Below are 15716 nucleotides of genomic sequence, written 5' to 3'. Positions count from 1 at the left end.
GCATAATCGGCAGGGGTACCGGCGTGGGGGCAGCAGCCCTCCGGCGACGGGAGGAGGACGGATGGGGCCTGATCTTCCGGACGGGCAGGGTGTTGTCTCGAGCGACCTGCGAACAGTCGCCGACGGTGTTTCGAACATATTCGGTTCGCGACGTGCCGCGCTACTGAGCGCTGCCACCGCCGCCATCGCCGACCTGCTGAATGTCGATGCCGCAGCGGTCTCGACCGATGCACCGTTCAGCGATCTCGGCCTCAGCTCGCTGCAATTGGCGCGGCTGACAGCGCATCTGGAAGATGCCATGGGAGTCGAGGTTTCGCTCACCGCGCTATACGACCATCCGGACATCGAGCAGCTTGTCGAGTATCTCGCGATGCGATGAACAGCTTGCCCACAAATCGGACAGGCCAGCCCGCCTCCGTCCGGCCGTATCCGCCGGTATCCATCGTGGGCATCGGCTGCCGGGTGCCGGGAGCTTCGAGCGTGCCCGAGTTCTGGCGGATGCTGTGCGATGGCCGGGATGCCACCGGAGCGCCGCCGCCCGGTCGACCGGGCACACGGCACGCCGGATATCTCGCCGATATCGATGCATTCGACAACGACTGGTTCGCCATCTCCGGTCGCGAGGCCGCGCTGATGGATCCGCAGCAGCGGCTGGCGCTCGAGGTCGCGATCGAGGCGCTCGACGATGCCGGAATCGGCTATCACACCAGGGGTTCCGGGGCTGCGGTGGTGTTCGGTGCGTGCGCTTACGATCACGGCATCGCGGTGCTCGGCCGCGATGGGCACGATGCGCCGTATGCGGTCACCGGATCGGCGCTCAGCATCATCGCCAACCGGCTGTCCTATGTCCTCGACCTGCACGGACCGAGTCTGGTAGTGGACAGCGCCTGCTCGTCCTCGCTGGCCGCCGTGGATCTCGCGGTGCGCCTGCTGGCCGATGACTCCGTGCCGTTCGCGATCGTCGGCGGGGTGAATCTCCCACTGCTGCCGCATACTTCGGCGTACCTGGCCGAAGGCGGGTTCCTCGCGCCCGATGGACGGTGCAAACCGTTCGATGCCGCGGCCGACGGATATACCCGCGGTGATGGATGCACCGTAGTGGTGCTGCGGCGCACCGCCGATGCGCTGCGGGACGGACATCGGGTATATGCCGAAATCCTCGGCACGGCAGTCGGTTCGGACGGGCGGTCCAACGGGCTGTACGCGCCGAACGGACGGGCCCAGCAGGAGGTTATTCGTACTGCCTTGGCAGGTCTCGATCCGCGTGCGATCGGGTACATCGAATGTCACGGCACCGGAACACCATTGGGTGATGCAGTCGAGGTGGGCGCGCTCGCCGCGGTAGTCGGAAGCGAGGCCGAACCGACCTGGATCGGCTCGCTCAAATCCAATATCGGGCATCTGGAGGCGGCCGCCGGAGTCACCGGAATGGTCAAGGCGGCGCTGTCCATCCGGCACGGGGTAATCCCGCCGACCATCAATTTCCACACCGAGAATCCGCTGCTGAAACTCGCCGAGCATGGGCTGCGCGTGCCGATCGAACCTATCGACTGGACCGACAAACCGCTGGAAGCGCGGCTTGCCGGAGTCAGCTCATTCGGATTCGGCGGGACGAATGCGCACGTGGTGCTGCGCGGTCTCGAGGCAGCGCGTCACCGGAGTTATGAACCGCCCGTGCTGCTTCCAGTCACCGGTCGCGACATGGCGGAGCTGCGCTCGCACGCGTTGCGGTGGGGCGAGCTGCTCGAGCGTGTCGGCGCAAGCAATCTGTCGTCAGGCGGCACAAGCGACGTTTCACGTGGCATGCCCAGCAGCGCATCGCGCGACAACACCGCTTCGGACCACGGCACCAGCAGCTCGTCGCGCGACAACACCCCTACCCCACAGCCTGCGGCCACCAGGCGCATGTCGCGCGAGAGCATGAGCAGTGCGGGGGAGAACGCGAGAGGCGACTCACCCAACAACGCCACGCACAATCACATGAACACCGCCTTGGACAACGGCACCAGCCGCGCATCGCGAGACGACGCCCCTACCTCACAGCGTGCGGCTACCAGGCGCATGTCAGGGGAGGACATGAGCGGAGCGGGCGAGAACACGAGCGGCGACTCACCCAGCAACGCCACGCACGATCGCGTGAACACCGCTTCGGGCAACAGCACCAGCTGCGCATCACGCGACAACACCAGCGTCCTTCCCTACAACGGCGCAAGCAGCGCGTCGCGAGACAACACCACTACCCCGCGGCGCGCGGCTATCAAGCGCATTTCGGGCGAGGACACGAGCGGCGCGGGCGAGGACATGAGCGGCGACTCACCCAGCAACGCCACGCACGATCACATGAGCACCGCCTCAGGTATAGGCGCAAGCAGCGCCTCGCATGACGAAACCAGCAACCGCAGGGCCGAGGGCACGTTTCGCACTTTGCTCGAGCGCACGAGCGACTCGCACGACGGCACAAGCAGTGGTTCCCGCGAGGGCACTAGCGGCGATTCACGCGAGCATGCAAACAGCGATTCACACGAGCACGCGAGCAGCCGCCCACACGAACCCACAAACAGCGGCCCACACGAGCACGCAAGCAGCCGCCCACACGAACCCACAAACAGCAGCCCACACGAGCACGCAAGCAGCAGCTCAAACGAAGGCATGGGTGCGGCGGCCGAGGCGATTGTGACGAGCTACTTGGGCGCAGGGAGTGGCGATCGCGAAATTCTTCGGCATTTCGCGGCTGCTGCGGCGCGGTTGATACCCGAGAATGCCCGGGCGGCAGTGGTTGCGCGGGATCTGGATGATGCCGTGGACCAGTTGCGTGCGGTGGCAAGTGGGCAGTCCGGGGGTGGGGTGATCGGCGCTGGTTCGGTGCGGCGGCGGGGTGGCCTGCTTTTCCTGTTCTCTGGGCAGGGTGGGCAGTATTCCAAGATGGGGCGAGGTCTTGCGGCTCGCTATCCGGTCTTCGCGAATGCGGTGACCGCTGCCGCGGATGCGATTGCGGTGGCGGGCGGCCGGCGAGTGTGGACGCCGCGCAACGGGTTCGCGCTCAGTGGTGCGACGAACGGGACCAGCGCGACGGAACTCGTGCAACCGGCGATATTCGCATTCCAGGTGGCGCTCGCCGAACTGCTCGCCGCGTGGGGCATCGAACCGGATGCGGTGGTGGGGCACAGTCTCGGCGAAGTGGCCGGGGCCGCGGTGAGCGGCGCGTTATCGCTTTCGGATGCGGCCCGAGTCGTGGTGCAGCGCAGCCGGATTCTGGCGCGCCTCGACGGACACGGTGCGATGGCGCTGCTGGAGGCGACAGCGGATGAGGCGGCGCGGCTGGTCGAGCCACTGCACGCGACGGTAGCGATCGCTGCTGTCAATGGACCGCGTTCGGTGGTGATCTCCGGTGCGCCACGCTACATCGACGCACTGGTCCGCCGTGCCAAGCGCAGGCAGATATTCGCGCAGCGGATCGCCGTCGACTTCGCCGCCCACAGCTCGCAAGTCGGCGCACTCCTGCCCGAATTCGTCGACGCACTCGACGGACTCACCACGCAGGTGCCGCGCGTCCCGGTGTACTCGACGGCGCGTCGAGGCGAAACGATAACCACGGCCGCGATGGATGCCGACTACTGGGCCGAAAATGCCTCGAGGACCGTCGAACTGGCTGCCGCACTGCGACAAGCAGCCGACGATGGATTCGCAACGGTACTGGAACTCACACCCCATCCCGTACTGACACCCGCAATCCGCGAGTTCCCCGAATTCGCCGACGCCACCCACCCGGTCACCACCCGCGACGACGAGGCCAAAACCTTCCTGACCTGCCTCGGCAACCTCTACCTCGAAGGGCGCCCGCTGAATTGGGCTGCCAACGGCCCCTTCACCGCCCCACCCCCACCCCGTCAATGGATCCACCGACGGTTCCCACTGATCACCAGCCTCGATCCCGGCGCCACCGCCGAACCGGACACCATCAAGCGACCCACCGACCGGGACGCCGCCCCCAAGCCTGGCACCATCCATGTCGCCGCCACCAAGCCACGTACCTCGTACGTCGCTCCCTCAGAGCCCCGCACCGCATGCGACACCGCCACCAGGCCCGACACCACCGACGACACCCGCACCACCGAATCCGACACCATCAGAGACGCCGCCACCGAGCCTGGCACCTCGACCACCACTCCCATAGAGCCCCGCACCGCATGCGACACCGCCACCAATTGCGGCATCATCCACGACGCCGCAACCGGGCCCAGCGAAAGCCATGTCGCTGCGAATGCGCCCGGTACCGCCCATCGCAGTGCCACCGAACGCGCTATCAACGGCCGCACCGTCAACGATTCTTCGGTCTCCGATTTCGGCGCAGCCATCGGAGATGATGCCGTCCGCAGTCGAAATGCCTACGGCCCGGACACGACCGAACACGACTCCATTCACGGTCGAGATACGCGCGACCCGAATACAACCACCCAGCTCGATGCTCCTCGCGGCCGAAATGCCCAGGGCCAGGGCGCAGCTGCAGGTTTCGACATCGGTGGCGGCCGCGACGACTACGACACGAACACAACCACCGGTCCCAGGATCAGCCGCGGACGAGATGCCACCGATTCGAGCGCGGCCGGAGTCTTTGAATCCGAGTTCCCCGCAGACGATCTCCACGATCACGTGGTGCAGGGCGTACCAACCGTCCCCGCGGTGTTCTGGCTGCTCAGGCTGCTCGAACTGGCTGAAAACGGGCGGACGATCACCGATTTCGTGGTGCACGAGCGGACCGGGCTCGCCGCGCTGTCCGCTGTCACCTATCGGGCCGGTGGTGCTGGAAGGTTGCAGGCGGAGGTCACAGGCGCCGGGACGCTGGCTTCGGCACGGTTGGCCGGTGACCCCACACCCGGGGATATCGTCGCATGGATGCGGGTGGTCGATGCAAATCGGGCCGTGCGTCGGCGGATGCGAGTGCTCGCGCCAGATGTTTTCTACGACTCGTTGCGCGCACGGCAACTCGACTACGGTCCCGGTTTCCGCGTGCTGCACAATATCGAGGCCGGGCCCGATTGTGCGGTGGGATCGTTCGATGCCGCCCCGCTACAGCGCTCGGCGACCCTCGATAGCTGTCTGCATCTGCTCGCCGCCGCGAGCTGGGACCACCTGCCCGCCGATGCCATTGCATTGCCGATCGGCATCGAGTCCGCCTGGCTGTCCGCCGAACCGGACCTGGTGCTGCTGGAAGCCCATGCGCTGGTGCGTGATCGATCGACGACTGGACTGACCGGTGACGTCATCGGCACCGATCAGCACGGCGTCCCGGTGCTCGCGCTCTCGGGTGTCCGCATCCGTTTCGCCACGGTCGAATCCACAACGCAGGTCGGCCCTTTCCGCCATGAAACGTGGATACCGTTCCAGCACAGTCCCCAGCGCGGAATCAGGACCAAACCGCAACGCGCCTTGGTTATCGGCGAATCTCAACTCGCCATCCGACTGGCCAGAGAACTCGACCGCACCCTGCCCACCGAACGCGTCGCCCGCGAACCGGATGCCGCCGGCCCGATCGTCTCCGCTGTACTCGCCGGACGCACCGGCACCGCGACTACGGCAGTTGTGGTGATCTGGCCCGCCGAATCCGGCGCGACACATCACGCGACCGAGCCCGCGAACAGTGTCATCGCCACCACTGGGCGAGTGCTGGATCTGCTGCAACGCGTCCAATCCGAACACGCCACAGCATCTTTGACGATCATCCTCCCAACCCCCAGCGCGACCGGTCGGCAACCGTCCGCCCGGAGCCGACAGGACATGCCGATGGCGATCGCCGGCTTGGTGCGATCGATGCAGCTCGAATCGGGCCGCGAAGTGCGACTCGTGTGGACCGACAGGTCTCCGACCGCGCTGTCCCGACTGCAAGAACTCATCGCCACCCCACTCCCCGATGAGCTGCGAATCTCCGCCGACACCATTACCACCCGCCGTTTCGTGCATTCCCGCCCGCGGTCAACCACCCCAACTTCGATCGACCCCAACGGCACCTATGTGGTCACCGGCGGTTTGGGTGCGCTCGGCTCGGTCGCGGTGCGTTGGCTACTCGATGCGGGTGCACACGACGTCGTGGTGCTCACTCGCGCACCCAGACCAGTGCCCGCACTCCTGGACGGACTGGAAGACCGGATAGTCGTAGTGCGCTGCGACGCCGCGGACCGCAGCGACCTCGCCAATGCGCTCGACGATGTTCGCGAATGCGGCTCCACCATCCGCGGCGTCGTCCACGCCGCGGGCGCACTCGAAGACGCTGCATTCGAAGCCGTCACCACCCGCCAACTCGCCCGCATGTTCGCACCGAAACCCATCGCCGCAGGCAATCTCATCGATCTCACCGCCGCCGATCCAACCGACTTCGTGCTGCTGTTCTCCTCCGCCACCGGGGCGCTCGGCGCACCCGGACAGGCGGCCTACGCCAGCGCGAATGCCGCAATGGACGCGCTCGCCCAATCCCATCCAGGGCGGCGCGTGTTGAGCATCGGTTGGGGCGTATGGAATTCAGGCCTCGCAGCGGGCGCGGGGGGTGCACAACATCTGCGACGCGCCGGAATCTCCGCATTCGATATTTCGCGCGGCACCGAATTACTCACCCAGACCATGTATTACAACGAGCCCTACCTGCTCGCCTTGGACTACACGCCGAGCACTGATCCCGAACCAGTCGCCACCCGCCTGCGAAATCTGCTCACCGACCAACCGTCCACAGCAGACACCGCACCGCCGAATCCGGCACCCCAGCAGCAACATCCGATAGAACCACTCACCACGACCATTCGCACCGCTCTCGCCGCCACTCTCGACCTGACCTCGGACCATCTCGACCCGGAAGCCGATTTCAACGAATTGGGCCTGAGCTCACTGCTCGGCATAGAAATGCGCCGCCGCCTCGAAACCCTTCTCAATATCCGCATCTCGACCGCCGAACTGTTCCAACACCCGACCATCACCGCACTCGGTGCCGCCTTGGCCGACCGAGTCGCCGCCGTCAGACCCGACGGGGTGCGGTGACTTCGCCGTATACGGGGCAGACCAACGTTCTGGCCGCCCGGGTTGCCGAGTGGGCGCAAACCAAGCCCAGTGACAGTGCGTACACCGAATTGCGTTATCGCGGACGGGATTGCGTTCCTGTCACGCTCACCTATGAACAACTGCACCACGCGGCAGGTGCACAGGCCCGAAGACTCAGGGCAACAACCGATCCCGGCGACCGGGTGGCGATTCTATGCACGCACGGAATCGACTACGCCATAGCCTTTCTCGCCTGCCTCTACAGCAATCGCATCGCAGTGCCTCTGTTTCCGCCGACGAGCAATAGAAATCGGCCCCGGCTCGAGGGTGTACTCACCGATGCCCGACCCGCATTGAGCCTGATCTCGCCGACCGACACGACTACCAGCGAGATCCTCGGACCAGAACTAGGCCCAGTGCTGAAACTCTCACCGCACACCACCACCACAGCAACCGACCCGATCATCGATCGGACCCAGACGGCCTATCTCCAGTACACCTCCGGATCGACAAGGACCCCGGCAGGCGTCCAAGTAACCCACGCGAATCTCGCTGCGGCACTGGATCAATTGTGGACCGCAGTACCCGCGGTGCGCACCGAACCCATCGTTTCCTGGCTCCCGTTCTTCCACGATATGGGCTTGATCCTGGCCCTTTCACTACCGCTCTACTCCGGCGTACACGGGATCACCATGGCGCCAGCCGAATTCGTGAAACGCCCCATCCGCTGGCTGCGCGCCCTCAGCGACTACCGCGCCGGAACCACCGGCAGCCCCAATTTCGGCCTGGCCCTATCCGTCGCGGCAACCACGCCCGAAGAACGGGCAGGCCTGGACCTATCCCACCTCGACGCACTGCTCAACGGTGCCGAACCGATCCGTGCCCAAGCCTTGACCGACTTCACCGAAACCTTCGCCCCCTACGGATTCCGGCACCACGCCCACACACCGGGCTTCGGCTTGGCCGAGGCCACGCTCTCTGTCACCGTATGCGATCAGTCGAACGACCCCGTCACCCATCGATTCGACCGGACGGCCTTGGCACAGGGCCGCGCACAAACCGCACAAGAAGGTGTGCCACTCGTCGGCTGCGGCGTACCCGCAGGCCAGCGGGTTGCGGTGGTAGAGCCCAATGAGCACACCGAGGTCGCGACGGGCACCGTCGGCGAGATCTGGGTCTGCGGCCCCAATGTCTGCGCCGGTTACTACAACAACCCGATCGCCACCGCAGCGGCGTTCAGCGCCACCTTGGTCGGAAGTGACGAATCATGGCTGCGCACAGGCGATCTCGGATTCCGGAACCAAGACCAGCTCTATATCGCTGGCAGGCTGAAGGATCTCATCGTCATCGACGGCCGTAACCACTATCCGGCCGATATCGAATCCACGGTTTCGGACTGCGCACCCGAAGTACGTGTCGGCCACGTAGCCGCTTTCGGCGACGATGACGGCCATCGCGAGGATCTGGTCGTCGTCGCCGAACTCGCCGACACGGCGGCCACCGGATCAGCGGAATTAGCCCACCGCATCCGCAATGCCATCGCGGCCGCCCACGAGGTGACACCGGGAGCCGTCGTCCTGGTCGAGCCGGGCCGGATTCCGAAGACCTCCAGCGGCAAACTGCGCCGCGGCGAATGCCGAGCGCTCTACCGCGCGGGCCACCTGTCCCAGCCGTAGCGGAAATACCCGCCGACCTCCCCCTGCTCGCCCACACCGGGCGCGATGATGTGCCAATGGCGAGCGCAAGCATTCCCGTGAGATGGAAAGATCTGCGATGACCTTCGCCACCCTCGCCCTGGTCATCGCGCTCGGACTGTGCGGACCGCTGCTCACGCTGCGGCAGAACTCGCACATACCGGTGATCGTGGGTGAACTGCTCGCGGGCATCGTCTTCGGCACCACCGGATTCGGCGTCCTGCACACCGCCGACCCGATCTTCACCTTTCTCGCCGATATGGGTTTCGCGGTCGTCATGTTCGTCGCGGGAACCCATGTTCCAGTGCGTGATCCGGCCGTACGCTCCGCGCTCGGGAAGGGCGCGATACGGGCCGTCCTGGTCGGATTATTGGCAGTGGCAGCCGGATTCGGGCTGGCCCGCTGGTTCGGTACCGGCCACGGTGCGGTCTATGCGGTGCTCATGGCGTCCTCCTCGGCGGCACTGGTATTGCCGATCATCGACTCGCTCGACCTGCGGGGTAAACCGGTACTCGCCCTCACCGCCCAGGTCGCGATCGCCGATACCGCCTGCGTGGTGGCGCTGCCGCTGGTAATCGATCCGGCGAATGCGGGACGCGCGGCAGTCGGCGCCGTCGCGGTGGCGGCGGCCGCCATGGTGTTGTTCCTGGTGCTGCGCAAGCTGGAGCTGTCGGGTCGGCGGCGGCGGGTGCATCGGCTGTCCGAGAAGCGCGCATTCGCCCTGGAACTGCGGGTCAGTCTCGCGGTGCTGTTCGCCCTGTGCACGTTGGCAACCCAGACTCGGGTGTCGATCATGCTCGCCGGATTCGCGGCCGGACTCGCGGTCGCCGGAATCGGGGAGCCGCGGCGGGTGGCCCGCCAACTCTTCGCCATCAATGACGGCTTCCTCGGCCCACTGTTCTTCATCTGGCTGGGCGCCCGACTCGACCTGCGCGAATTCGGCGACCACCCGCGGCTGATCGGGCTCGGTTTCGCACTCGGTATCGGCGCGGTGCTGGTACACCTGAGCGCCCGTGTCACGCGACAGCCAATCGCCTTCGGCGCCCTCGCCGCGGCCCAGGTCGGTGTCCCGGTCGCCGCCGTCACCGTCGGCTCACAACTACACGTCCTGGTGCCCGGCGAAGCATCCGCGATGATGCTCGGCGCCCTGTGCACCATCGCCGCCGCCGCACTCGCAGCCAGCCGAATCGCAACCGTCGGCGCGCGGCCCGATAAGCGCGCAAGCTAGTGCCGTGTCCAGATAGCTTCTGCCGGATCAAGCCTTGGTTCGGACTCGTCGGGCACGCTCAAAACTCAGCCAGAACCCCAACGGTCAGACCGCGACGGCGGTTGCTCGACACCGACGACCGGAAAAATATTCGGGGAGGCGGGGGAGCGCAGGCGATCCGTCTCGCGACGTTCTCGTTTGGTGGGTCGACCGGAGCCGCGATCGCGGCGCGGCATGGATACGACAATCTCGCGCGGCGGCGGTGGCGGGCTGCGATCGATCAAACACTGTGCGGCGATCGGAGGGGCGACGCGCTTGGTGATGACGCGCTCCACGATGACGATGCGTTCGATGCCACCGGCTCGGATGCGGACCTCGTCACCGGGGCGAACATGCTGGGCCGGTTTGGCCGCAACACCATTCACGCGGACGTGGCCGCCGCGGCAGGCTTCCGCGGCCGCGGACCTGGTCTTGAAAAGACGCACCGCCCACGTCCAGGAGTCCACTCGGGCCTGGGTCGGGGCGGTGTTCTTGGTGGTCGGTTGGGCGGGTGCCACCCCTAGACCATACGGCGTGCCGTCACAACCATGTCGGGGCGCAGGGTGGTGTAGGACACCGGCTGACCGGACTGGACCGCATTGAGCAGCTTGCCGTCGCCCGCGTACAGGCCGACGTGGCCGCCGCCGTTGGTCACCACGATATCGCCGGGCTGCAGGTCCTCGAACGCGACCGGAGCGCCGACGTGCGACTGCTCGAAGCTGGTGCGCGGCAGTTCGATACCTGCCTGCTTGTAGGCCCACTGGACCAGACCCGAGCAGTCGAAGCTGAACGGGCCGGAGGCACCCCAGGAGTACTGCGCGCCGACCTTGCTCTTGGCGGCGTCCAGCGCGACGTCACTGGCGGTGTTGTGGAACATCTGCGGCATGGCCGGGGCGAACAAGCCGGGGAGCGACGGCGCGGCCTGCGGGGCGACGGCCTCCGGGGCGGGCGCGGCGGGCATCGAGGCGAGCGCCTGGGTGAGCTGCTTACCCAAATCCTGGGCCTGCTGATCGAATTCCGGTGGAACCGGGACGTCGAAGTCGCCGATCCCCGGAACGTTGATGGTGGCTGCCATCGCGGGGATCGCGGGCATCGCACCAGTAGTGGCGGCAACCGCGCCCATGACGAGCGCACCCTTGACGGAATTCGGTAGCCGCGATTCCCGCTGCAAGCTGTGTTTACCCACCGAGCCGAGTCTCCGATCTTTCTGCTCTTCCGCCGACCGGGTCAGCTGTCGAATTCGGACCGGCAGAACGGCCCGAACTCCCAGTTGAATCTCTGGGTCCCGGTACGGCAGCCGGATTTGGTGGCCCCGACAGCCGTTTTGGCGGTAACTCAGTGGCGCCGCTTCTCTTCCGAACCGACAGACTCCACTGGGTCACGAAGAGATTACGGCCAGGACGCGGTGTTGTCCAGCCCACAGACCAGCCTCTTCGCGGATAATCGAAAAATCCCAGGACGAGCGGCGCAATTGCGACACGCCCAGTTGGTCACGACACGGTATCGATGTCCGGCCGTGCGTTATCGAACCGAGGTCCCGACCGGAAGTGACACTGCGCCCACCGGATTCACGACTCCTACCCATCAGTTCCGCCGATGCGCTGACCAAGTGCCCGCTCCAGCTCATCGATCCGCCGCCGTGCATCGGCCAGGCCAACCTCCAGCCGTCCGAGCGCCACCACCAGCGGCCCCACCGCTATATCCGCGACGAGTTGCGGATCGTCGAGACCGCCTTCGATCGCCTGCAGGATGTTGGACCGGATGTGGCCGGCCACAGGGGCTTCGGCGGGAACTTTCCAGGATTCGACCAACTCGGCGAGGGTGGGAAGTGGTTCGGTGGGCATGCCCCTCAGCATGCGATAGTTCGCTAGCAATATCTAGGACGCGCCTTATATATGGCCAGATTTAGCTGACGAAACACGCTACGGTTTGTGGGCATGGACCCCGTGCGGAATCCGTATGCTCCCGGAGCCGGACAGCGCCCACCCGAATTGGCCGGGCGCGACAAGCAACTCAAAGCCTTCGACATTGTGTTGGAGCGAATCGCGCGTGGTCGGCCGGAACGCAGCGTCATGCTCACCGGATTGCGCGGTGTCGGAAAGACCGTGCTGCTCAACCAACTTCGCTCGGCCGCTGGCTCACGCGGTTGGGGCACAGGCAAAATCGAGGCCCGCCCGGATCAGGAACTGCGCCGTCCACTGTCGTCCGCACTGCATATGGCCGTGCGCGCGATCGCGATGGCGCACCGCAACCAGGAGCGCGTCGACGACTTCCTCGGCATACTCAAGGCTTTCGCGCTGCGCTCCACCGCCGATAAGGGGATGCGGGAGCGCTGGCAGCCCGGTATCGACGTGCCAGCGGTCACCGGTCGTGCGGATTCCGGCGATATCGAGATCGATATGATCGAATTGCTCAAGGAGGCGGCCGCACTCGCCAGCGATATCGGTGTCGGCATCGCGGTCTTCATCGACGAGATGCAGGATCTCGGCCCCGACGATATCTCTGCGATCTGCGGGGCCTGTCACGAATTGAGCCAGGACACCGCGCCTTTGATCGTGGTCGGAGCCGGACTGCCGCACCTACCCGCGGTGCTGTCCGCCTCGAAGAGCTACTCCGAGCGACTGTTCAGCTACCACCGGATCGACCGATTGGACCGCGAATCGGCGGATCAAGCCCTCATCGCACCGGCCGAGCGCGAAGAGGTGAAGTTCACCGAGGAAGCGCTGGATGCTCTATACCAGAGGGCAGATGGCTATCCGTACTTCGTGCAGGCCTACGGCAAGGCCGCCTGGGATCAGGCGCCGGAGAGCCCGATCACCGCCGAGGATGTCGAGGTGGCGGCACCGAGCGCCGAAGAGGAACTGGCCGTCGGATTCTTCGGTTCCCGGTACGAGCGCGCCACCCCCGCCGAACGCGAATATATGCGTGCCATGGCCGATTTGGCGGGCGACGACGGTCCGGTGCCGACTGCGGCGGTGGCCAATGAACTCGGCCGCAAACCCGCTTCCCTCTCCCCCGCCCGCGACGGTTTGATCAAGAAGGGTCTGATCTATTCGGCCGAGCGCGGCACCATCGGGTTCACGGTGCCGCACTTCGGTCGCTATCTGCGCAGCGTGTAAGTGTCGGCTCGGCCGCCGGACACTGCTCGATCGACGCCAGGTACTCCGACCTCGGCATGTGCTGAGGCCGCGAGTGCAGCCACAACTGGGGCCGTGACAGCCGTCAACGCGGCAAGACGACGCGGCGCCCGGACCACTCGCGCCAACCTGTGCGGCCAGCGTTGGGTATCCCTGACCACCAATTGATTGATAACGCTCTACCTCGACATCTACCGGCCAGTAACAAACCCTCCTACACTCTTATGTGATCCTGATCACGTCCGAGGAGGACATCATGGCGACTACCGCGAAAGTCGACGCCACCGAAGAGCAGGCCCGCGCACTGGTCGAGGAATCCCGGGAAACCAGTTGGGCCAAACCATCGTTCGCCAAGGAGATGTTTCTGGGACGATTCCGGCTCGATCTGATCCACCCCTGTCCCCAGCCCAGCGATGAGGACGCCGCGCGCACCGAGGCCTATCTGGCCAGGCTGCGGCCGTTCTGCGAATCGCTCGACGGCAGCGTCATCGAGGCGGAATCCAAGATTCCGGACGAGTACGTCAAAGGTCTGGCCGAACTCGGCTGCTTCGGCCTGAAGATCCCGCAAGAGTACGGCGGCCAAGGCCTGTCCCAGGTCGGCTACAACCGGGCCCTGATGCTGGTCGGCTCCGCGCACCCCAGCCTCGGGGTCCTGCTTTCGGCGCACCAGTCGATCGGCGTGCCCGAACCGCTGAAGCTCGCGGGTACCCCGGAACAGAAGGCCGAATTCCTGCCCCGCTGTGCGGCGGGCGCGGTCAGCGCGTTCCTGCTCACCGAGCCCGATGTCGGCTCCGATCCGGCCCGCATGGCCAGCACCGCCACCCCGACCGCGGACGGCGAGGCCTACGAGATCAACGGCGTGAAGCTGTGGACCACCAACGGCGTGGTCGCCGAACTGCTGGTGGTCATGGCCCGGATTCCCAAGAGCGAGGGACACCGGGGCGGCATCTCGGCCTTCATCGTCGAGGCCGATTCGCCCGGCATCACGGTGGAGCGGCGCAATTCGTTCATGGGACTGCGCGGCATCGAGAACGGGGTCACGCGCCTGCACAACGTCCGTGTGCCCAAGCGCAATCTGGTCGGTCGCGAGGGCGACGGCCTCAAAATCGCGTTGACCACGCTGAATGCGGGTCGCCTCGCCATCCCGGCACTGTGCACGGCCGCCTCGAAGTGGTCGCTGAAGATCGCCAGGCAGTGGTGCACGCAGCGGGTGCAGTGGGGTCGGCCGGTCGGCGAGCACGCGGCGGTCGGGGAGAAGATCTCCTTCATCGCGGCCACCACCTACGCACTCGAGGCCGCGCTCGACCTTTCGGCCACCATGTGCGACGAGGCCCGCAACGATATCCGCATCGAGGCGGCCCTGGCCAAGCTCTGGGCCAGTGAAATGAGCTGCCAGATCGCCGACGAACTCGTACAGATCCGCGGCGGGCGCGGTTACGAGACGGCGGCCTCGCTACGGGCCCGCGGTGAGCGCGCCGTCGGGGCCGAACAGCTGGTCCGCGATCTGCGGATCAACCGCATCTTCGAGGGCTCCAGCGAAATCATGCGGCTGCTGGTCGCCAGGGAGATGGCCGATGCCCATATGGCCGCCGCCGGCGCGCTGGTAGATCGGAATTCCGAGCTCAAGGACAAAGCCAAGGCCGCGGTCGGCGCGGGTGGTTTCTATGCCAAGTGGTTCCCGCAGCTCGCGGTCGGCGCGGGTACGGTGCCCGCGACCTATGCCGAATTCGGGCCGCTGGCACGGCATCTGCGTTTCGTCGAGCGCAATGCCCGCAAGCAGGCCAGATCGCTGATGTACGCGATGGCGCGATGGCAGGCGGGCCTGGAGTACCGGCAGAACTTCCTCGGACGCATCGTCGATATCGGCGCCGAACTGTTCGCGATCTCGGCCGCCTGCGTGCGCGCGCAGGCGCTGCGGACCGCGGGCGCGCCGGAGGCCAAGGCCGCCGAGGAATTGGCCGATACCTTCAGCAGGCAGTCGCGGATTCGGGTGAAGAAGTTGTTCGACGCGCTGTGGGACAACACCGATGACGACGATCGCACCCTCACCCGCAACGTCCTCGACGGCCGCTACGAGTGGCTGGAGGAGGGCATCTTCGATCCGAGCGAGGGCACCGGACCGTGGATCGCGGAATGGCAGATGGGTCCCTCTACCGAGGCCAACCTGCTGCGACCGTTCCTGCCGTCGACGCGTGGCCACGTGGGCACCTAGGCACGAAGCCGCTACGAGCCGTCACCCATGGTTGGGTGACGGCTCGTTGCGTGATGAGTATTCGGATATCTCGGGAAGTTTCTAGATATAGACATATTTCCGATAATCAGCGTATGGTTACCGTTCCATAACAATTTCTAGCGGACTCTAGGAGATCCGATCGAATGCCCGATGGACGGCAATGCCGGCGGGTCGATCATGGATGTCTACCGGAATCTAGCGCCTGACCTACCCATTCATAGATTCACCAATCCACGGGCTCGCGTGCCCGGGGTCAGGTCGATCGGCGGCGTCAGTTGGACAACGCGTACATAACGGACGGTATGGCGCGCTAACGGCGCGGGAATTCTGCCCGACAACCGGGCAAGAACGCTCCGAACCGGGTGTCCTACCAGACACAGGAG

Annotated in this window: 9 protein-coding genes; 6 read left to right on the top strand and 3 right to left on the bottom strand. The window is 65.8% G+C overall.

Annotated elements, in window-relative coordinates:
* Positions 1-61 precede the first annotated feature (61 nt).
* The 4 genes from ACIBJI_RS29655 (at position 62) to ACIBJI_RS29640 (ending at position 9945) form a co-directional block, all read left to right on the top strand.
* Positions 62-379: an acyl carrier protein gene (locus tag ACIBJI_RS29655; RefSeq protein WP_364348899.1), complete on the top strand. Its 318-nt coding sequence runs from the start codon at positions 62-64 to the stop codon at positions 377-379.
* Positions 376-7023 (top strand): SDR family NAD(P)-dependent oxidoreductase, encoded by a 6648-nt coding sequence (locus tag ACIBJI_RS29650; protein ID WP_397086781.1) that lies wholly within the window; start codon positions 376-378, stop codon positions 7021-7023. Before ACIBJI_RS29655 ends, ACIBJI_RS29650 begins: the two co-directional genes overlap by 4 nt.
* Positions 7020-8699, top strand: coding sequence for a fatty acyl-AMP ligase (locus ACIBJI_RS29645; RefSeq protein WP_397086779.1), 1680 nt, complete (start codon positions 7020-7022; stop codon positions 8697-8699). Before ACIBJI_RS29650 ends, ACIBJI_RS29645 begins: the two co-directional genes overlap by 4 nt.
* A 97-nt stretch (positions 8700-8796) precedes the next feature.
* Entirely contained in the window at positions 8797-9945 is a 1149-nt protein-coding gene (locus ACIBJI_RS29640; RefSeq protein WP_364348908.1) for a cation:proton antiporter, read from the top strand.
* A 65-nt stretch (positions 9946-10010) separates the two neighbouring features.
* Here the strand turns inward: ACIBJI_RS29640 and ACIBJI_RS29635 are convergent, their stop codons facing one another.
* The 3 genes from ACIBJI_RS29635 to ACIBJI_RS29625 form a co-directional block, all read right to left on the bottom strand.
* Positions 10011-10430: an RNA-binding S4 domain-containing protein gene (locus tag ACIBJI_RS29635; RefSeq protein WP_364349094.1), complete on the bottom strand. Its 420-nt coding sequence runs from the start codon at positions 10428-10430 to the stop codon at positions 10011-10013.
* 53 nt (positions 10431-10483) lie between these two features.
* Entirely contained in the window at positions 10484-11086 is a 603-nt protein-coding gene (locus ACIBJI_RS29630) for an NlpC/P60 family protein (RefSeq protein ID WP_364349097.1), read from the bottom strand.
* A gap of 454 nt (positions 11087-11540) precedes the next feature.
* Positions 11541-11807, bottom strand: a complete 267-nt coding sequence (locus tag ACIBJI_RS29625; protein ID WP_364348911.1) for a hypothetical protein — start codon at positions 11805-11807, stop codon at positions 11541-11543.
* Positions 11808-11900: 93 nt separating this feature from the next.
* On the opposite strand from ACIBJI_RS29625, the gene ACIBJI_RS29620 reads away from it, so the two are divergent.
* Together ACIBJI_RS29620 and ACIBJI_RS29615 are read left to right on the top strand one after the other, a co-directional pair.
* Complete coding sequence (locus ACIBJI_RS29620; RefSeq protein ID WP_364348914.1) at positions 11901-13082, top strand: ATP-binding protein; 1182 nt, start codon at positions 11901-11903, stop codon at positions 13080-13082.
* A gap of 274 nt (positions 13083-13356) precedes the next feature.
* A complete protein-coding gene (locus ACIBJI_RS29615; RefSeq protein WP_364348917.1) occupies positions 13357-15312 on the top strand; it encodes an acyl-CoA dehydrogenase family protein in 1956 nt (651 codons plus the stop codon).
* The last annotated feature ends 404 nt before the right edge of the window (positions 15313-15716 follow it).

The sequence above is a fragment of the Nocardia sp. NPDC050408 genome (assembly GCF_044458905.1).
Classification (GTDB): Bacteria; Actinomycetota; Actinomycetes; order Mycobacteriales; family Mycobacteriaceae; genus Nocardia.
This window is presented reverse-complemented; position numbering and strand designations above follow the sequence as displayed.

Coding starts and splice junctions, on each gene's coding strand:
- ACIBJI_RS29655 (WP_364348899.1), top strand. CDS start 62: ATGGGGCCTGATCTTCCGGACGGGCAGGGTGTTGTCTCGAGCGACCTG.
- ACIBJI_RS29650 (WP_397086781.1), top strand. CDS start 376: ATGAACAGCTTGCCCACAAATCGGACAGGCCAGCCCGCCTCCGTCCGG.
- ACIBJI_RS29640 (WP_364348908.1), top strand. CDS start 8,797: ATGACCTTCGCCACCCTCGCCCTGGTCATCGCGCTCGGACTGTGCGGA.
- ACIBJI_RS29630 (WP_364349097.1), bottom strand. CDS start 11,086: ATGGGCGCGGTTGCCGCCACTACTGGTGCGATGCCCGCGATCCCCGCG.
- ACIBJI_RS29625 (WP_364348911.1), bottom strand. CDS start 11,807: ATGCCCACCGAACCACTTCCCACCCTCGCCGAGTTGGTCGAATCCTGG.
- ACIBJI_RS29620 (WP_364348914.1), top strand. CDS start 11,901: ATGGACCCCGTGCGGAATCCGTATGCTCCCGGAGCCGGACAGCGCCCA.
- ACIBJI_RS29615 (WP_364348917.1), top strand. CDS start 13,357: ATGGCGACTACCGCGAAAGTCGACGCCACCGAAGAGCAGGCCCGCGCA.